17 protein-coding genes, 2 tRNA genes and 1 pseudogene are annotated in these 18,758 nt (G+C 62.1%); 7 read left to right on the top strand and 13 right to left on the bottom strand.

Translation table 11 applies throughout. The annotated features are described in order from the left end of the window. Position 1: 1 nt before the first annotated feature. The 6 genes from APH42_RS02595 to dapA form a co-directional block, all read right to left on the bottom strand. Positions 2-862, bottom strand: coding sequence for an SH3 domain-containing protein (locus APH42_RS02595; protein ID WP_012273717.1), 861 nt, complete (start codon positions 860-862; stop codon positions 2-4). Positions 863-1,330: 468 nt separating this feature from the next. After that, a tRNA-Ser gene (locus APH42_RS02590) sits at positions 1,331-1,420 on the bottom strand. A 91-nt stretch (positions 1,421-1,511) separates the two neighbouring features. After that, the gene (gene purC, locus APH42_RS02585) at positions 1,512-2,222 is read right to left on the bottom strand and encodes a phosphoribosylaminoimidazolesuccinocarboxamide synthase (protein WP_012273747.1); all 711 of its coding nucleotides are present in this window, start codon (positions 2,220-2,222) and stop codon (positions 1,512-1,514) included. Between the two features lie 30 nt (positions 2,223-2,252). After that, complete coding sequence (locus tag APH42_RS02580) at positions 2,253-3,011, bottom strand: MBL fold metallo-hydrolase (protein WP_012273748.1); 759 nt, start codon at positions 3,009-3,011, stop codon at positions 2,253-2,255. Next, positions 3,012-4,133 (bottom strand): outer membrane protein assembly factor BamC, encoded by a 1,122-nt coding sequence (gene bamC / locus APH42_RS02575; RefSeq protein ID WP_012273749.1) that lies wholly within the window; start codon positions 4,131-4,133, stop codon positions 3,012-3,014. Between the two features lie 15 nt (positions 4,134-4,148). Then, a complete protein-coding gene (gene dapA / locus APH42_RS02570; protein ID WP_012273750.1) occupies positions 4,149-5,036 on the bottom strand; it encodes a 4-hydroxy-tetrahydrodipicolinate synthase in 888 nt (295 codons plus the stop codon). A 259-nt stretch (positions 5,037-5,295) separates the two neighbouring features. Here dapA and APH42_RS02565 point away from each other — a divergent pair, with 259 nt between their 5' ends. Continuing rightward, the gene (locus APH42_RS02565; protein WP_003254741.1) at positions 5,296-5,856 is read left to right on the top strand and encodes a glycine cleavage system protein R; all 561 of its coding nucleotides are present in this window, start codon (positions 5,296-5,298) and stop codon (positions 5,854-5,856) included. An 11-nt stretch (positions 5,857-5,867) separates the two neighbouring features. Further along, positions 5,868-6,341 carry a peroxiredoxin gene (locus APH42_RS02560; RefSeq protein WP_003254742.1) on the top strand — a complete coding sequence of 158 codons (474 nt, stop codon included), beginning with the start codon at positions 5,868-5,870 and terminating at the stop codon, positions 6,339-6,341. A gap of 35 nt (positions 6,342-6,376) precedes the next feature. Here the strand turns inward: APH42_RS02560 and APH42_RS02555 are convergent, their stop codons facing one another. After that, on the bottom strand, positions 6,377-7,447 hold the full coding sequence (locus APH42_RS02555) for an AI-2E family transporter (RefSeq protein WP_012273751.1): 1,071 nt from the start codon (positions 7,445-7,447) through the stop codon (positions 6,377-6,379). Between the two features lie 20 nt (positions 7,448-7,467). Then, a complete protein-coding gene (locus tag APH42_RS02550) occupies positions 7,468-7,707 on the bottom strand; it encodes a sulfurtransferase TusA family protein (RefSeq protein ID WP_012273752.1) in 240 nt (79 codons plus the stop codon). Positions 7,708-7,828: 121 nt separating this feature from the next. Between APH42_RS02550 and APH42_RS02545 the strand changes: the two genes are divergently transcribed. Continuing rightward, complete coding sequence (locus APH42_RS02545) at positions 7,829-9,265, top strand: M48 family metalloprotease (protein ID WP_012273753.1); 1,437 nt, start codon at positions 7,829-7,831, stop codon at positions 9,263-9,265. A 31-nt stretch (positions 9,266-9,296) separates the two neighbouring features. Here the strand turns inward: APH42_RS02545 and nadA are convergent, their stop codons facing one another. Together nadA and APH42_RS02535 are read right to left on the bottom strand one after the other, a co-directional pair. Then, positions 9,297-10,355: a quinolinate synthase NadA gene (nadA, locus tag APH42_RS02540; protein ID WP_012273754.1), complete on the bottom strand. Its 1,059-nt coding sequence runs from the start codon at positions 10,353-10,355 to the stop codon at positions 9,297-9,299. 235 nt (positions 10,356-10,590) lie between these two features. Then, positions 10,591-12,099, bottom strand: a complete 1,509-nt coding sequence (locus APH42_RS02535; protein ID WP_060492657.1) for a YdgA family protein — start codon at positions 12,097-12,099, stop codon at positions 10,591-10,593. A 443-nt stretch (positions 12,100-12,542) separates the two neighbouring features. Between APH42_RS02535 and APH42_RS02530 the strand changes: the two genes are divergently transcribed. The 4 genes and pseudogenes from APH42_RS02530 to APH42_RS02520 all read left to right on the top strand — a co-directional run bounded on the left by APH42_RS02530 (position 12,543) and on the right by APH42_RS02520 (position 17,070). Then, on the top strand, positions 12,543-13,895 hold the full coding sequence (locus APH42_RS02530) for an APC family permease (RefSeq protein WP_012273756.1): 1,353 nt from the start codon (positions 12,543-12,545) through the stop codon (positions 13,893-13,895). 66 nt (positions 13,896-13,961) lie between these two features. Continuing rightward, positions 13,962-15,170 (top strand): annotated as a pseudogene (locus APH42_RS30770) (HAMP domain-containing protein); the annotation flags it as partial. Positions 15,171-15,272: 102 nt separating this feature from the next. Then, positions 15,273-16,028 (top strand): methyl-accepting chemotaxis protein, encoded by a 756-nt coding sequence (locus tag APH42_RS30765; protein ID WP_370739335.1) that lies wholly within the window; start codon positions 15,273-15,275, stop codon positions 16,026-16,028. A gap of 82 nt (positions 16,029-16,110) precedes the next feature. Then, positions 16,111-17,070 (top strand): cation diffusion facilitator family transporter, encoded by a 960-nt coding sequence (locus APH42_RS02520; protein ID WP_012273758.1) that lies wholly within the window; start codon positions 16,111-16,113, stop codon positions 17,068-17,070. A gap of 74 nt (positions 17,071-17,144) precedes the next feature. On the opposite strand, the gene APH42_RS02515 is transcribed toward APH42_RS02520, so the two are convergent. The 3 genes from APH42_RS02515 to queE all read right to left on the bottom strand — a co-directional run bounded on the left by APH42_RS02515 (position 17,145) and on the right by queE (position 18,621). Continuing rightward, positions 17,145-17,220 (bottom strand) — tRNA-Lys (locus tag APH42_RS02515). Between the two features lie 49 nt (positions 17,221-17,269). After that, positions 17,270-17,974, bottom strand: a complete 705-nt coding sequence (gene queC, locus APH42_RS02510; protein WP_071984792.1) for a 7-cyano-7-deazaguanine synthase QueC — start codon at positions 17,972-17,974, stop codon at positions 17,270-17,272. After that, a complete protein-coding gene (gene queE / locus APH42_RS02505; RefSeq protein WP_012273760.1) occupies positions 17,974-18,621 on the bottom strand; it encodes a 7-carboxy-7-deazaguanine synthase QueE in 648 nt (215 codons plus the stop codon). The genes queC and queE overlap by 1 nt, the downstream gene beginning before the upstream one ends. Positions 18,622-18,758: the final 137 nt, after the last annotated feature.

Genomic DNA, 18,758 nt, shown 5'->3' with positions numbered 1-18,758 from the left:
CTCAGATCAGTTCCCAGGTGCCGTTGGCTTGTTTGCAGAAGGTGTTCTGCTCTTGCTCGGTCTGGCCGCTTTGCGATTTCAGGCTGACCGTGACCGGGCGGCAGGCGGCTTCGGCGGCGACCGTTTCGGTCGGCAGCGACTGCACCGAATCCAGGTCGAAGCCTTGGGTTTCCTTGCTGGCGGCAACGTCCAGCTCGTCCAGGTTCACCGCTGGCGTCACACGCTTGGCCACGGCCTGCGCCTTGGGCTCGACGTAGTTCTTGTGCACGTAACCCACGGTCACGCCCTTGCGCCCGACCAGGATCCAGTCACCAGTGGAGCCGACGGCGGTGAACTCGGTGTGGTTTTTCAGGCTGCCAACTTTCTCGCCACTCTGGTTGGGTGCGGCACGCACGTTCAGGTTGTCGCTGACGGTCACGTAGGGCTCGTTGATCAACTTCATCGACGGCACCGCCTGGATCTTCGGCGCGCGCTTGACCTCGACCTTCTTGGTCTGGGTGTATTCCTTGCCCGGCACGATCTGCGCGGTAGCACCCGAGTGGTCGGACTTCCAGGTAACTGGCTGGGCGCTGGCGGTAGCCTGCTGCTGGCTCAACACTTCCTGGGTGCGCAGCGCCAGTGCCTGCTGGTCCTTCTCGTCCAGCATGTGACCGATGCGGTTGCCCACGTAGGCACCAATGCCACCGGCGATCAGGGCTGCGGCGATCTTGCCGTTGCCACTGCCCATGGTCGAGCCGATGGCCACACCGGCCAGGCCGCCAATCACGGTGCCCGCTTGCTCTTTGCTGATCCCGAGCTGTGCACAGGCCGTGGTAGAGGCGATGGCGACCGCCAGAAGGGACGCGACGAATTTCTTACGCAAGTGGAGCACTCCATTTTCGGTGGGGCGCACAGCCGCGTACCGCAGCCAGGATCTGGCGGCAGCATTCGACGTTGTGCGGTTTTATGAGTGAGCTGGCAGCACTGGACGCGGACGGCAATTTAGCCGTCGAACGAAGGGCGTAGAGGAAGACCAGTACGGCGCGAAGCATCCAACGAATCCATGTCAGGAAGAGGTCATCGCCCAGCGCGCGTAATCATTACGGCGTTTGGCCTGGGCGTGAGTGGCGTATTAGAGGCCCGCATTGTAGCGCAAGGTGCCGTTGACAGTTCAAGACAAAATGTTGCGAGAAACCGCTCTGTCTCAGCTTATTCGACATAGTTGCAGGAGCGGCTCTGTTTCGCGAAAGGACCAAGGCACTGCTGAATGATGCTGAATTTGGAATGATGCAAAACAAGGCACAACGAAAAAGCCCCTGAAAGCTTTCGCTTCCAGGGGCTTCATCTTGTATGGCGGAGAGATAGGGATTTGAACCCTAGGTACTGTTGCCAGTACAACGGATTTCGAATCCGTCCCGTTCGACCACTCCGGCATCTCTCCAATGCCGCGCATCATACCAGCGTTCTTTTAAAACGCAAACCTTTTTTTAAAAAAAATCGCGTGGTATCAGGCGCTTGCGTGAACGCGCCGCTTACAGCGGCACGCCCAGGCGCTTGGCAACTTCTTCGTAGGCTTCGATCACGTCGCCCAGGCCCTGACGGAAGCGGTCTTTGTCCATCTTCTTGCGGGTTTCCTTGTCCCACAGGCGGCAGCCGTCCGGGCTGAACTCGTCGCCCAGCACGATTTGGCCGTGGAATACGCCGAACTCCAGCTTGAAGTCGACCAGCAGCAGGCCGGCGTCATCGAAGAGCTTGCTCAGCACTTCGTTGACCTTCAGCGACAGCTTTTTCATTTCGACCAACTGCTCGGCGGTGCCCCAGCCGAACGCAACAACGTGGGATTCGTTAATGAAGGGGTCGCCCTTCTCGTCGTTCTTCAGGAACAGTTCGAAGGTGGACGGCTCCAGCTTGATGCCCTCCTCCACGCCCAGACGCTTGACCAGGCTGCCGGCGGCGTAGTTGCGCACCACGCACTCGACCGGGATCATGTCCAGTTTCTTCACCAGGCACTCGTTGTCGCCCAGCAGCTTGTCGAACTGGGTCGGCACGCCGGCTTCTTCCAGTTTCTGCATGATGAAGGCGTTGAACTTGTTGTTCACCATGCCTTTGCGGTCGAGTTGTTCGATACGCTTGCCGTCGAACGCCGAAGTGTCGTTACGGAACAGCAGGATCAAGCGGTCGGCGTCGTCGGTCTTGAAAACCGATTTGGCCTTGCCGCGGTAGAGTTCGTCGCGTTTTTCCATGATTGGGCTCCGCTTGCTTGAGGTGTTGGGCTAGGCGATTTCGCGCCAGTCGAGCCCGTGTTCCTGATTCGCCACTTGGAGCCAGTCCGGGTCGCACCCGAGGGTATCGACGAAGCACTGGCGGGCCAAGTGTGGCAGGTTGTTCTTGCTGCTGAGGTGGGCCAGCACCAGGTGTTGCAGGTTGCTCCAGCCCAACTCGTGCACCAGGCGCGCGGCCTGGTGGTTGTTCAAATGCCCTTGCATGCCCCCTACCCGCTGCTTCAAAAAGGCCGGGTAGTGACCGCGCGCCAGCAGGTCGCGGCAGTGGTTGGCCTCGATCAGCAGTGCATCCAGGCCCTGGTAGCGCTCCAGCAGCAATGCGTCGTACGAGCCCAGGTCGGTAAGCATGCCGAAGCGTCGCTGGCCGTCACTGACCACGTACTGCAATGGCTCGTAGGCGTCGTGCTCGACCCGCGCCGCAGTCACTTCCAGGCTGCCGATGCGCAGGCTTTCGCCACAAGCGAGAAAACCGGCCACCTCCACCGGCTTGCGCATGCCGCGCAAAGTCCCTTGGCTGAGGTAGACCGGTACATTGTAGCGCCGTGACAGCAAGCCGACCCCATGTACATGATCAGCATGTTCGTGGGTGACCAGTACTGCACTGAGCTGGGCCGCCGACACACCGAGCAGCGCCAGGCGCCGCTCGGTTTCGCGCAGGGAAAAGCCGCAATCGACCAGGATGAACGTGTCACCACTGGCGATCAGCGTGCCGTTCCCTTGGCTACCGCTTCCGAGTACCGCGAAGCGCACTTAGCCCAGGTGGTCCTGAATGGCGCTCAGCACGCGGCGGGCGACATCGGCCGGAGCCACGGTGTTGATGTTTTTCTCGACCGTGACCTGCACGCTCTCACCCACCTTGCTCAGGCGAACCTGGTAGCGCTCGGCACGGGCTTCACGCTCTTCCTTGGTCGGCTCGCTGCCGAACATGCGGCTGAAGAAGCCAGGCTGGTTCTGCTTGTCGTCAGGCTTTTCGGACAGGTTGATGTAGTACAGGCCCAGGCTCCGGTTGATGTCTTCGACACGCCACTCGCCACCCTGTTCCAGGGCACGGCCCACGCCAGACCAGGCGCGGTCCAGGTCGGAACCCAGGTACAGCACCGGGTTGCCGCTGCCGTCTTCGCTCAGGCTGACGCGGCTTGGCGCGTCGAAATCGCGCGCGGCCAGCAGCGACACCGAACCGCCTTTCTCGGCGCTGCGGTTCATGCTGGCAAGCATTTCGTCGACCAGCAAGGCATCGGCACCGGTGTTGCTGGACGAGGACGGGAACGCAGGGTCGGCCGTGCTGCCAGCCGGGCGCTCGACGCTGACCACGTACACTTCGGAGGTGTTGCGCTGCACGCCAGGCTCCATGCGCACACGTACGCGCACTTCGCTGTCACCGCTGCTGGCAGTGCTGGCCAGACGCTGGCCAAGCGATGCCGACAGTTCATCGAAACGCTGCCAGGTAGTGTTGAACTCACCCGTCTGTGGGCGTTCTTCGGCAATGCGGAAGCCGTTGTCCTCGAAGAACTGGCGCGCTACCGGCCACACTTCGGCTGGCGAATGCTGGGCCAGTACCCAACGGCTGCTGCCACTGCGTTGCAGGCTGTAGTCGGTGACCTGGGCGGCACCGCCGGTCAGCGGTTGCGGGCGCGGCACTTCGAACTCGCCAGCAACATTATCGTCGGCAACGTTACGCGGAATCGGCAGCAGCGGGTCAAGACGCTTGACGTTGCTGGCGTCCGGCGGCAGCTGCATGGGCGCGGTCGGGTGCGCCTGCAGGTAGTCGCTGCCACGGTCGCGGAAATAGCCATCCTCGCCCCACAGCCAACCACACCCACTGGTGCTGGAAATGATCAGGGCAAGGGCGGAAAGACCAGCCAGTCGCTTCATGCGGTGTACTTCCTCTTAAACCAGTACGCCGGACTGGCGCAAGGCAGTACGGACTTTTTCGTGGCAGCCTTCGCTCAGCCAGGTCAGTGGCAGGCGAATGCCTTTGTGCATCAGGCCCATTTCAACGAGCGCCCATTTCACCGGGATCGGGTTGGCTTCGCAGAACAGGTCTTTGTGCAGCGGCATGAGTTTTTCGTTGATTGCGCGGGCCTTCTCGGCATTGCCCTCAAGGGCGGCCTCGCACAGGTCGGCCATTTCGCGCGGGGCGACGTTGGCGGTGACCGAAATGTTGCCCTTGCCGCCCATCAGGATCAGCTCGACGGCCGTCGGGTCGTCGCCGGACATGACGATGAAGTCCTTGCTGACGCCATCGAGGATGGCCTTGGCGCGAACCAGGTCGCCGGTGGCTTCCTTGATGCCGATGATGTTCGGCACGGTCGACAGGCGGATCACGGTCTCGGCCTGCATGTCGCAGGAGGTGCGGCCGGGTACGTTATAGAGGATCTGCGGAATGTCGACGGCTTCGGCAATGTGCTTGAAGTGCTGGTACAGGCCTTCTTGCGTCGGCTTGTTGTAGTACGGCACGACCAGCAGGCAGGCGTCAGCGCCGGCATTCTTGGCGTTCTGGGTCAGGTGCACGGCTTCGGCGGTGGAGTTGGCACCGGTGCCGGCGATGACCGGAATCGGCTTCTTGCTGTGCTTGACGCGCTCGACCACGTGCTTGATGACCAGGATGTGTTCTTCGACATCCAGCGTGGCGGACTCACCGGTGGTGCCGACAGCGACGATCGCATGGGTGCCGTTTTCCAGGTGGAAGTCTACAAGTTTGTCGAGGCTGCCCCAATCAAGACGCCCTTGTGCATCCATGGGTGTGACCAATGCCACCATACTGCCCGCAATCATGTAACTGCTCCTGCCGGAAAAAGAGAGCGGTAATGGTACTGGGGGCATCGGCCTTGCACAAGCGAAGCAGGCGGGCGGAGCATTCCCCTCGGCGCCTTATTTCGCTACCCTTGATCCTTTGATCGGTGCAGCGCGGCCCGCCGGGCCGTCGACCTTGCTCCCCGCCAGCGTCCAAGACCTCGCATGCGAGCCCCGGGCACTGCCGACAGGAGGCTTTTGCCCGTCCTGTGCCGACCGCTCATCGCTTTAGGAATGCTGCATGTCCACCCCCACCGTCCGCGAACAATTCCTTGTCATCAGTGCCTTGGGCCCAAACCCCATGGAGCTGGCCAACGTCCTCAGCCGCGCTGCCTTCGAAAACCGCTGCGCGGTGGTCACCTCGCGCCTGAGCCGCCACGGCGAGACCAGCGCCCTGGTGCTGCAGGTGGGCGGTAGCTGGGACGCCCTGGCGCGCCTGGAATCCACCCTGCCAGGCCTGGGCAAGAAGCACGGCCTGACCCTGGACGTGGTGCGCAGCGCCGACCAGGAAGTGCGCCCACAGGCCCTGCCATACGTGGCCTACGTCAGCGCCGCCTACCGCCCGGACATCATCAATGAGCTGTGCCAGTTCTTCCTCGATCACCGCGTCGAGCTGGAAGCCATGACCTGCGACACCTACCTGGCGCCGCAAACCGGCAGCAGCATGCTCAACGCCCAGTTCACCGTGATTTTGCCGGCCGGCACGCAGATCAGCTGGCTGCGCGACCAGTTCCTGGACTTTGCCGATGCCCTGAACCTCGATGCGTTGATCGAGCCATGGCGTCCACAGAACCCAATGTAAGGAAACCGACCATGGCTGTAGCACTCGACCAACCCGTTGCCGACTTCCAGGCCCAGGCTACCAGCGGGCAAACCGTCAGCCTGGCCGAACTCAAGGGCCAGCAAGTGGTGGTGTACTTCTACCCCAAGGACAGCACCCCAGGCTGCACCACCGAGGGCCAGGGCTTTCGCGACCAGCATGACGCCTTTGCCGCAGCCAACACCGTGGTGTTCGGCGTATCGCGCGATGGCATCAAGTCGCACGAAAACTTCAAAGCCAAGCAAGGCTTCCCCTTCGAGCTGATCAGCGACAAGGACGAGGCCCTGTGCCAGCTGTTCGACGTGATCAAACTGAAGAAGCTGTACGGCAAGGAATACATGGGCGTAGATCGCAGCACCTTCCTGATCGACAAGGACGGTGTGCTGCGCCAGGAATGGCGTGGGGTGAAGGTGCCCGGGCATGTGGATGCCGTGTTGGCCGCTGCCCAAGCCTTGAACAAGGCTTGAAATTGAATGGGGCTGCATTGCAGCCCCATTCACATTCAAAGCATCGGTGACACACTCGGCTCATGTCGCGGCCAGGCATCCAGCACAGCCTTGATCAACGTCGCCAGCGGAATCGCGAAGAAGATCCCCCAGAACCCCCACAACCCGCCAAACAGCAATACCGCGCAAATGATCGCCACCGGGTGCAGGCTCACCGCCTCGGAGAACAGCAGCGGCACCAGCACGTTGCCATCCAGCGCCTGGATGATCGCGTACACCGTCATCAGGTAGATGAACTGGTCGCCCCAACCCCACTGGAACAGCGCGATCAGCGTTACCGGTACGGTCACCACCACCGCCCCCACGTAAGGCACCACCACCGACAGCCCCACCAGCAACGCCAACAGCGCGGCGTAGTTGAGCCCCAGGCTGATGAAGGCGATATAGGTGGCGATGCCGCAGATCAGGATCTCGATACCCTTGCCGCGAATGTAGTTGGCAATCTGCCGGTTCATCTCGCTGCCCACCCGGTTAAGCAGCGCGCGCTGGCTGGGCAGATAGCCGCTGACCCAGCGGCCGATCAGTTCGCGATCCTTGAGGAAGAAGAACACCAGGATCGGCACCAGCACCAGGTAGATCATGGCATTGACCAGCAGCGGCAGGCTGGACAGCGAAAAGGTCAGCGCCCATTGGCCAAACTTGCCGATTTCACCGCGTACCGATTCGATGGCATGCAGCACCTGCTCGTCCGACACCAGATGCGGGTAGCGCTCGGGCAACAGCAGCAACAGCGACTGCCACTTGCCGAGCATGCCCGGCAACTCGTTGAACAGGGTGATCAACTGGTGCCACAGCAGCGGCACCAGCACCAGCATGAATACCGCCAGCGCGCCCATGAACAGGGCGAACACCAGCATCACCGCCAGCCGCGTAGGGACTCGCACACGCTCCAGGGCGTTGACAAGCCCTTGCATCAGGAACGCCAGCACCATGCCGGCCAGCACCGGCGCGAGCATACCGCCCAGGGTCAGTACCGCAGTAAAAGCCAGGAACAACAGGACCGCCAGCACCACCGCTTCTTCATCGGAGAAGTAGCGCTGCATCCAGTCGCGAAGCACTTTGAACATTGACGATCCTTGGAAAAGACTCAGGCCTTGCGCAGCCAGTAAGTGTAGGTGCCGGCCTCGGCCGTTTCCTGCAGCAGGGTATGACCGGCCAACTGGGCGAAAGTGCGGAAGTCGCGCTGCGAGCCTGCGTCAGTGGCGATCACCTTGAGTACCGCACCGCTAGCCAGGCGGTTGAGCTCCATCTTTGCCTTCAACAGTGGCAAAGGGCAATTCAGCCCGCTGGCGTCCAGTTCGGCGTCACAGGTCAGGGTGTCACTCATCGCGGGGTCTCCAAAGGCGTTGCCAGACTGCTTGCTGACAGGGCCGGCTAGAATAGCGCCACTGGTCGCCAACGTGTGAGCCCGCTACAGTAGGTATCTTTGACCGACGCGAGCTTCATGCATGAATCTACTGCGCCCTACCCTGCTGACGCTGGCCTGCCTGATGGCCCTTCCCGGCCATGCTGACGACCTGCCATCACTGGGGGATGCCAGTTCCGCGATCGTTTCGCCGCAACAAGAGCACCAACTGGGCCGCGCCTGGCTGAGCCTGCTGCGCGGCCAGGTCAACCAGCTCAACGACCCACAGCTCAAGGACTACGTCGAAACCAGCGTGTACAAGCTGGCCGAGACCAGCCAGCTGCAGGACCGGCGCCTGGAGTTCATCCTCATCGACAGCCGCGAGCTCAACGCCTTCGCCGCGCCGGGTGGAATCGTCGGGGTCAACGGTGGACTGTTCCTCAACGCTCAGACCGAAGGGGAATACGCCTCGGTTCTGGCCCACGAACTGGCGCACTTGTCGCAACGCCACTTCGCCCGCGGCGTCGAAGCCCAGCAACGCATGCAATTGCCGATGATGGCTGCACTGCTGGCCGGCATCGTGCTGGCCGCCGGTGGCGCTGGCGATGCGGGTATCGGCATGATCGCCGGCACCCAGGCAGCGGCCATCCAGGAACAACGGCGCTTTTCGCGGCAGAACGAACAGGAAGCCGACCGCATCGGCATCCAGAACCTGGAAAAGGCCGGCTACGACCCGCGCAACATGCCGACCATGTTCGAGCGCCTGGCACGCCAGTATCGCTATGACGCCAAGCCGCCGGAGTTCTTGCTGACTCACCCGGTGACTGAATCGCGTATCGCCGACACCCGCAACCGCGCCGACCAGGCGCCCAAGGGCGGCATAGAAGACAGCATGCGCTACCAGCTGATTCGTGCTCGGGTGGCGCTGACCTACGAAGGCACCCCAGGGCTTGCCGCCAAGCGCTTTCGCGCCCAGTTGGACGAAGACCCGAAACTGGACGCCGCGCGCTACGGCCTGGCCCTGGCACAGATCAAGGGCGGCCAGCTGAACGAGGCGCGCGAGTTGCTCAAGCCGCTGCTGGCCAAGGCGCCGAACGACATCACCTACAACCTGGCACAGATCGACCTGGACATTACCAACAATCGCCTGGCCGATGCACAACAGCGGGCCGAGCGAATGCAGGGGCTGTACCCGGGCAACTACCCGCTGAAGCAAGTGCGTGCCGACCTGCTGGTAAAGCAAAACAAGCCTGCCGAGGCGGAGAAGGTGTTGAACGAGCTGGTCAAGAGCCGACCGGACGACCCGGATGTGTGGTACGACATGGCCGAAGTACGCGGTTTGTCGGGCAATACCATTGGTTTGCACCGGGCGCGGGCCGAGTACTTCACCTTGGTTGGGGACTTTGACCAGGCGATTCAGCAGCTGGACTACGCCAAGCGCCGGGCGGGCGGCAACTTCCCACTGGCCTCGCAGATCGATCAGCGCCAGCGCGAGATCATGGAGCAGCAGCGCATGGTTCGGGAAATGATGGGGCGCTGAGAATCCGGGGGCGCTTTGCGCCCCAGCATTTTCAGGCGTTACCAGACAGCTTCAGGCGTGCCGCCTGGGTAAAGTCCAGCATACGGTTCAGCGGCTTGATCGCCTTGGGCACCAGCGCAGGGTCGACGAAAATCTCATCGCCGCCCTTGCGCAGGCAGTCCAGCACCCGCTCCAGGGTGTTCATCGCCATCCACGGGCAGTGCGCGCAGCTGCGGCATGCCGCGCCGTTGCCGGCGGTAGGCGCTTCGACGAACTCTTTATCCGGGCACAGCTGCTGCATCTTGTAGAAGATGCCGCGGTCGGTGGCGACGATGAAGGTCTTGTTCGGCAGCGTCTGAGCAGCCTTGATCAGTTGGCTGGTGGACCCGACCGCGTCGGCCAGCTCGATCACCGCTTCCGGCGACTCGGGGTGCACCAGGATCGCAGCATCCGGGTACAGCGCCTTCATGTCGGCCAACTGACGCGACTTGAACTCCTCGTGAACGATGCAGGCACCGTCCCACAGCAGCATGTCGGCACCGGTCTGCTTCTGGATGTAACGGCCCAGATGCTGGTCCGGCCCCCAGATGATGGTTTCGCCGTTGTCCATCAGGCTTTCGACGATTTCCAGCGCACAGCTCGACGTCACCACCCAGTCGGCACGTGCTTTCACCGCAGCGGACGTGTTGGCGTAGACCACCACGGTGCGCTCAGGGTGCTGGTCGCAGAAAGCCGAGAATTCTTCTACCGGGCAGCCCAGGTCGAGCGAGCAGGTGGCCTCCAGGGTCGGCATCAGCACGCGCTTTTCGGGGGTGAGAATTTTCGCCGTCTCGCCCATGAAACGCACACCGGCCACGATCACGGTTTCGGCCGGGTGGTTCTTGCCAAAACGGGCCATTTCCAGCGAGTCGGACACGCAGCCGCCGGTTTCTTCGGCCAGCGCCTGGATAACCGGGTCGCAGTAATAATGGGCAACCAGCACGGCATTCTGGGCTTTGAGCTCGGCAGCGATGGCCGCACGGTATTCGGCCTCCTGCTCGGCTGTCAGCGGATTGGGCTGCTTGGCGTCGAGGTGGGCCTGAACCAACAGGCGTTCGGAAATCTGGGTCATGATCGCTGGACCTGCAGGCGCGCGTGCGCGTCAAATCGAGTGTATCACCCGGCCCTGGCAGATCGGCTAAGGGTGCCGGACGGCACACTGGCCGCCACGGCCCTCTGCGGGCGCGGATTATTATCGGAGGCCGAAGGCTACAGACAATCCAGCGATTTCTAAAGTGGTTTTTGTTTTGCCTGCACAGGCCTCTTCGCGGGCTCGCCCGCGAAGAGGCCTGTGCAGGTTCAATCGATCACTCCTGCGGCGACAACGCCGCCAGGTGTGCGGCCATGAGCATGGCGAATTCTTCCACAGTCATCTTCTTGCCGTTGAAATCGACCATGCCATCGGCATAGTGCAGGCTGCTCACCACATCGTTGCCTTCGACAGTCGCCATGCCGCTCTGCAGCGCCATCATGCCGACCATCTCCCCCGCCTGGCCCGACTGCATGGCAATCGCCTGGGCGTCGGTCTGGCCGTCCAGCAGTGCCTGCAGGGTCGCCAGGTCACCGATCATCGGCTTGGACAGCGACAGCTTGCTCTTAACCTCGGTGATCATCTGCTTGCTCAACTGGTCCGGCGGCAGGTCGAAGCTGGCCGGGGCGGTGAAGCCCATCGACAGATTGAAGCGGCTCTCGCCATTGGCCGTTTTGAACGACAGGTTTTCTACCGCGACCTTGGGCTTGGCAGCCAGGAGTTTCTGCAAGTCGCCCTGGAACCTGGCTTTTTCGGCGTCGTCCATCTGGATTTGCGGTACTGGCTGGCCGGCTGCGGAGGCGGCCTCGAATTCCGGCAAGTGTGCCTGGTACCACTTCGACAATGCCTGCAGCGCCGGGACGTTGACCGAGGAAGCGCTCACCGCCATCTGCGCCTTGCCTACCGCACGGCCATCCCAGGTGATGTCGCCGACCTTGTACTCCACGCGGCCACCCACGGTGTCCGGGCCATCGAGGCTTTGCACGGCGTTCTGCTCCAGACCCTTGATCAACAGCCCCTGCTGTTTCGGCCCCAGGGTCACCTTGGTTTCGGCCAGCGCCAGGTCGACGTTACCCACGTAGATGGCGTCGTGCTCGGTGGCGGCAAGGTTGCCACCAACCGTCAGGCCGTTGAGTTCGAATGTGGCAGGCGGCTGATCATCGCGCACAAGTTTCATCACGAAACGGTCGGCCTGCCCGTGGAATTTCGAAGCCTTGCCTTCCTTGTCGCCACTGGCTTCAAACTGCATACCCGAGAAATCGAGGCTATTGCCATCTGCTTCGTCGAGCTTGATCGGTGCCAGTCGGACCTGGCTGACCACATTGCCGTCGTATCCCAGGCTCGTCTGTGCACTGACCGGGGCCTGCTCGCCTGCGGCGGCAAACCACGGCGCGGTGGCATCGTCCTTTTGCAAGGTGCTGTTGCTAACTGCCAGTACAGGCATCAGCTTGAGCGCCTTCACCCGCGACCAGGGGAACGGGCCGTGCTCGATCTGATCGGTCACACCTACGTCGAAATTGATCACCTCGCCCTCACCCACGTTGATGTCGCGGGCCTTGAGCCGGTATTGGGCGGTACTGCTGAAGAAATGCTGCTCCAGCGACACCCGCTCGATGCTCATGCTGCCGCCGGTGCTGACCAGGGCCTTCTTGAGGTCGGCGTTGCTGCGGGCAAGGGCGTTGTCCAGCTCGGCAGGCAGCTGCTTGCCGGTGTACCAGGCGCCAGCAGTGGTTGCGACGGCAATGGCGATCGCCAGGCCGGAAAGGATGCCAACTGATTTCTTCATGAATAGAACCGATTGCTGTCCGTAAGGGCTTCGATGGCGACCAGAGGCCACGCAGAAAGCGAAGAGTACCACTGCGGTAGAAGTCGAGGGCCGGCCCGGATCGAGAAAAACCATTTCCGGAAGCATCTGAGCACTCTGCCAGAAGGGCAACATTCGTTAATTTTTACGAACATTCAAATTGATCAAAACCGCAAAAAACCGCGCAAAAACCGAACAAACACCCTTAAAAATCGATAAATATTTCAATTCAGTAACATCTTGTCATGTTTAACTTGACACCCACCTACCCATCGTTTTTTATTTTCACCACTTTGCGCGTCCCCCCGCGCCTTCCGCCGCTCCAACATAAAAGGTGAACAATATGGAGCCCACCCGCTCGCCCCTGCCGCATGCGCAATACACCGTGCCCGCCGTTTACGCCCAGCACCAGGAGCCATGCCAGCATGCAGCCTGACCACCGCGCTACCGGCAACGGCCAACTCCGCAAAACCCTGCGCCTCTGGCACGTGATCATCATCGGCCTGGCCTACCTGACCCCGATGACCGTGTTCGACACCTTCGGCATCGTCAGCGGGATTACTGCCGGCCACGTACCCAGCGCCTACATTCTGGCACTGGCCGGGATCCTGTTCACCGCCGTGAGCTACGGCACCCTGGTCAAGCGCTTCCCGCAGTCGGGCTCGGCCTACACCTACACCCAAAAGGCGATCAACCCGCACGTGGGCTTCCTGGTCGGCTGGTCGTCGTTGCTGGACTACCTGCTGTTGCCGATGGTCAACGCGCTGCTGGCCAAACTGTACCTTTCAGCGATGTTCCCGGAAGTGCCGGAGTGGATGTGGGTAGCAGGCTTCGTCACCCTGATCAGCCTGATCAACATGCGCAGCGTCAACCTGGTGGCGCACTTCAACCTGCTGTTCGTGGGCGTGCAGGTGGCGATCATTGCCGTATTCATCTACCTGTGCGTACGCGGCCTGGACCACGGTGAAGGGCTGGGTACCGCCTGGAGCCTGATGCCGTTCGCCGACAGCCAGACCCAATTCAGCGCCTTGGCCGCCGGTGCGACCATCCTGTGCTTCTCGTTCCTGGGCTTTGACGCGGTCACCTGCCTTTCCGAAGAAACCCGCGACCCGGCCAAGACCATCCCCCGTGCGATCTTCCTCACCGCACTGATCGGCGGCGTGGTGTTCATCACCGTTTCTTACTTCATCCAGGCCTACTTCCCGACCATGGCTCGCTTCCACGACCAGGAAGCGGCCCTGCCGGAAATCGCCCTGTACGTCGGCGGCAAGCTGTTCCAGTCGATTTTCATCGCCTGCACCGTGATCAACACCATCGCCTCGGGCCTGGCCTCGCAAACCAGCGTGTCGCGCCTGCTGTACGTGATGGGCCGCGACAACGTCATCCCGGCCAGCGTCTTCGCCCGCCTGCATTCACGCTACAAGACGCCAGTGCTGAACATTGCCGTGGTGGGGATCATTTCCCTGTCGGCGATCTTCTTCGACCTGGTGACCGCCACCTCGATCATCAACTTCGGCGCCCTGGTCGCGTTCAGCTTCGTCAACCTGTCGGTGATCAACCACTGCTACCTGCGCGAAGGCAACCGCAAGGGGCTGGCCAACCAGCTGAAGTACCTGGTGCTGCCCACCATCGGCTTCTGCATCATCGTCTCGCTGTGGCTGGACCTGAATGCGCACTCACTGATGTTTGGCGGCATCTGGGCCGCGCTTGGCCTGATCTACCTTGGCTGGCTGACCAAAGCCTTCCGCGCGGCACCGCCCAACTACATCGCCGAATGAACCATGCTGCTGACAACGCCCGCGCCTGATCGCGGGCGTTGTACTTGATCGAAAAGGAAAGCCCTCATGCCGCTGCGTCGCCTCTCCATCCAATGGAAGATCACCTTGCTTGCCGGCCTGTGTCTGCTGGCCATCGTCGCCTTGCTGGTGGCCACCTCGCTGACCCAGGCGCAACGCAGCGCGGCCTTGGTCAACCAGGCCAACACCGCCATGCTCGACAGCAGCGCCCGCCTGCGCCTGCAGGCCCATGCGCAAACCCAGGCCCTGCGAATACAGCGCTACTTCATGGACGCCTACCAATACGGCAATGGCTTTGCCCGCCTGGTACAGGTACTGAAGGCCCGTGGCGGCAGCGACCTGCGCGCCGAACTGACCCGCCAGGCGCGTGCCAGCCTGGCCGGCAACCCGGATGTGATCGGCCTGTACCTGGTATTCCAGCCCGATGCCCTGGACCAGCAAGACAGCCAGTACCTTGGCCAGGACGCCATGGGCAGCAATGAGCGCGGACGCTTTTCGCTTTACTGGTCGCAACCAACCCCCGGCACCCTGGAACTGGAAGCCATGCCGGAAACGATGCTTGGCGATACCAGTATCGGCAGCAACGGCGCAGCGAAAAACCGCTGGCTGACCTGCCCGCAGGACACCGGCAGAACCTGCATGCTCGAGCCGTACCTCGACGAGGTCAACGGCCGCCAAGTACTGATGACCAGCATCGCCTTGCCGCTGCTGGAGCACGGCAAGGTGGTCGGCGTGGTCGGCCTGGACATCGGCCTGGCCAACCTGCAGCAACTGAGCGTGGACGGCCGCCGCGAGCTGTTCGATGGCCAGGGCCAAGTGAGTATCGCCAGCGCCGCCGGCCTGCTGGCCGGTAACAGCCGCGACGACACGACGCTCGGCAAACCCATGGACAACGCAGTAGCCGATGGCCTGCTGCGCGTGGCCCACCCTTTCACACCAATCCCTGACGCAGCCCCATGGCAAGTGTTGCTGGAGCTGCCGGAAAGCGTGCTGCAGGCCCCTGCCGCCGCACTCAACCAGCGCCTGGACGCGCACAACCAACGCGCCAACCTCACCAGCCTGCTGATCGGCCTGGGCGCAGCCGTGGTCGGCTTGCTGCTGGTGTGGCTGACCGCACGCGGCGTTACTCGGCCAATCCTGGCCGTGGCCGCACGCCTGGAAGACATCGCCAGCGGCGAAGGCGACCTGACCCGTCGCCTGGACTACGCCCGCCAGGACGAACTGGGCCAGCTCACCGGCTGGTTCAACCGCTTCCTCGACAAGCTGCAGCCAGTCATCGCCCAAGTCAAAGGCTCACTGCAGGAGGCCCGCGGCACCGCCGACCAGTCGGCCGCCATCGCCAGCCAGACCAGCAACGGCATGCAGCAACAGCATCGCGAAATCGAACAGGTGGCCACGGCGGCCAACGAAATGAGCGCCACTGCCCTGGATGTCGCCCATAACGCCTCGCAGGCGGCCCAGGCCGCACGCGCCGCCGACCAGGCCAGCCAGGAAGGCCTGCAACTGATCGACAGCACGCGTCAAGGCATCGATCGACTGGCCGCCGGCATGAACACAGCCATGGACGAAGCGCGTGCGCTGGAAGGCCGCAGCGGGCAGATCGGCTCGGTGCTGGAGGTGATCCGTACCATTGCCGAGCAGACCAACCTGCTGGCACTGAATGCCGCCATCGAAGCGGCTCGTGCCGGCGAAGCCGGGCGTGGCTTCGCCGTGGTCGCCGACGAGGTGCGCGGCCTGGCTCAACGCACGCAGGTGTCGGTGGAGGAAATTCGCCAGGTCATCGAAGGCCTGCAGCAAGGCACGCAGGATGTCGTCGGTGCCATGCATGAAGGCCAGCGCCAGGCCCAGGACAGCGCCGCGCGCATGGAGCAGGCGCTGCCGGCACTGCAGCGAATTGGCGAGGCGGTGGCGGTCATCAGCGACATGAACTTGCAAATTGCCTCGGCGGCTGAGGAGCAGAGCGCGGTGGCCGAGGAAGTGAACCGCAACGTGGCCGGCATCCGTGATGTGACAGAATCACTGGCTGGCCAGGCTGACGAATCGGCGCGCATCAGCCAGGCGCTGAACCGGCTTGCCAATCAGCAGCAGGCGCTGATGGAGCAATTTCGCGTCTAGCCTGTAGGGTTTCTTGGCGGGTTTGCCCGCCAGCAAGCCCTTACAGGCGCCACAGCACTATCGTTTTTACTGAGCACAACTCATGCAAACCGCAACCAGATCCACCTTTTTTGACATCACCAGCGAACAGGGCCTGTTACGCACCTCGATTGCCGTTACCCTGTTCATCGCCACCATCGGCATCGCTTTCGGCCTGGCCTCCGGCTCGTTCTCCATCGTGTTCGACGGCGTGTACTCGCTGGTCGACGCCAGCATGAGTGGCCTGTCGCTGGTGGTGGTCAAGCTGATCACCTCGCACACCACCAGCGTGCAAATGTCGCGCAAGCTGCGCGAGCGCTTCACCATGGGCTTCTGGCACCTGGAACCGATGGTGCTGGCACTCAACGGCATCCTGCTCAGCGGCGTAGCCATCTACGCACTGATCAACGCCGTCAGCAGCCTGCTGCAAGGCGGCCGTCACCTGGAGTTCGGCATTGCCATGGTCTACGCGGTGTTGACGGTGATCACCTGCGTGACCATCGCCGTCGTCGAGGCGCGCGCCAACCGCAAGCTGCAATCGGACTTCGTGCGCATGGACGTCAAGGGCTGGGTGATGTCGGCCAGCATCACCGCCGCCCTGCTGATCGCCTTCTGCTTTGGCTACGCGGTGCAGGGCACCTCGCTGGAATGGGTGTCGCCGTACATCGACCCGGCGGTGCTGGCGCTGGTGTGCCTGGTGATCGTACCGCTGCCCTTGTCGGTGGTGCGCCAGGCGCTATCGGAAATTTTTCTGGTCACCCCCGGCGACCTCAAGCTGCATGTAGATGAAGTGGCCAAGGCCTTCGTCGCCCGCCACGGGCTGCAGTCTTACCGCGCCTATGTCGCCAAGGTCGGGCGCTCGCGGGAAATCGAGCTGTATTTCATCGTGCCAAAAGGCATGGCTGCGAAGACCATCGAAGAATGGGATGCGTGGCGCAACGAGATTGGCGATGCGGTAGGTGGCGAAGGGCCTGACCGTTGGATTACGGTGGTGTTTACCGGGGACCCGGAATGGGCTGAGTAAGCCAGCTGAACAAGGCCTGTGAAAACGAAAAAGCCCGCGACCATTACTGGTAGCGGGCTTTGACGTATTGCGTGTGGTGGGTCGTGTAGGATTCGAACCTACGACCAATTGGTTAAAAGCCAACTGCTCTACCAACTGAGCTAACGACCCATTTGATGGCGCGTATAATACTGATTTCTAACGAGAAATCAACACCCCATCAAAAAACCTTTGAAAAATACCGCGTTGGGTCTTCGACACCGGCGGCCTTGAAGCCGTCGGCGCGCAGGCGGCAGCTGTCGCATTTGCCACAGGCACGGCCGTCATCATCGGCCTGGTAGCAGGAAACGGTCAGGCTGTAATCCACACCGCGGGCCATACCGGCCTGCACGATCTGCGCCTTGCTCATGTTCTGCAGTGGCGCCTGGATGCGGAAACCCTGCCCCTCTACACCGGCTTTGGTCGCCAGGTTTGCCATGCGCTCGAAGGCTTCGACGAACTCGGGGCGGCAATCCGGGTAGCCGGAGTAATCCACGGCATTGACGCCAATGAAAATATCACGCGCCTCCAACACTTCGGCCCAGCCCAGGGCAAGCGAAAGGAACACGGTGTTGCGCGCTGGCACATAAGTGACCGGGATGCCCTCACTTGGGGCTTCCGGCACATCGATGTTGCTGTCGGTCAACGCCGAACCGCCAATGCCGTCAAGGTTCAGCCCGATCACCTTGTGCTCCACCACTCCCAGGTCACGGGCCACGCGGGCAGCGGCATTCAACTCGGCACGATGGCGCTGGCCGTAATCGAAGCTCATGGTGTAGCAGCTGTAGCCTTCGGCCTTGGCCATGGCAACTACGGTGGCCGAGTCCAGGCCCCCGGACAACAGGATTACTGCGCGTTTATCGGTCATGTGTAGGTGCTCCTCAATCAACGTCCGGGTTCGTCGTTCCACAGCAGCTTGTGCAGCTGCAGCTGGAAGCGTACGGGCAGGTTGTCGGCAACGATCCAGTCCGCCAGGTCGCTGGCTTTCACCTGGTGGTGGCTCGGCGAGAACAACACCTCACCCGCACGCTCGGAAAGGTTGTACTGGATCAGCTTGGAAACCGCCCAGTCGTAGTCCTCGCGGGAACAGATGACGAACTTGACCTGGTCGTTACGGGTCAGCTGCTCGATGTTCTCGTAGCGGTTACGGTGCGATTCTTCGGAACCTGGGGTTTTCAGGTCGACCACACGGCTGACGCGGGTGTCGGTACCGGTAATGTCCAACGCACCGCTGGTTTCCAGCGACACTTCGTACCCGGCATCACACAGCCGCTGCAGTAACGGCAGGGCGTTGGGCTGGGCCAATGGCTCACCACCGGTGACACAGACGTAGCGCGGTTTGAAACCGGCCACCTGCTCAAGGATCGAATCGAGGGTGCGAAGGGTACCGCCACTGAAGGCATAGGCACTGTCGCAGTACTGGCAGCGCAGGGGGCAACCGGTGAGGCGCACGAATACGGTGGGCAACCCAGCCGTTCGCGTTTCACCCTGCAAAGAGTAAAAGACTTCGGTGATGCGTAATGTGTCTTGCATGCTCGCCACGGGCGTGACAGCTAAACAGGCTGCCCGCCTCCTCAGGCACTGTTGCGGACTCGACATAGCGTTATCCGCAGCAGCGTGTTTACGAAAAAAGGGCAGTGATTCTAACGAAAAAACCCGCGACTGGCGCG

Origin of the sequence: Pseudomonas sp. NBRC 111140, from assembly GCF_001320885.1 — a bacterium.
GTDB classification, from domain to species: Bacteria; Pseudomonadota; Gammaproteobacteria; order Pseudomonadales; family Pseudomonadaceae; genus Aquipseudomonas; species Aquipseudomonas putida_P.
Note: the sequence above shows the minus strand (reverse complement) of the source record. Positions and strands in the feature narration are given on the sequence as shown.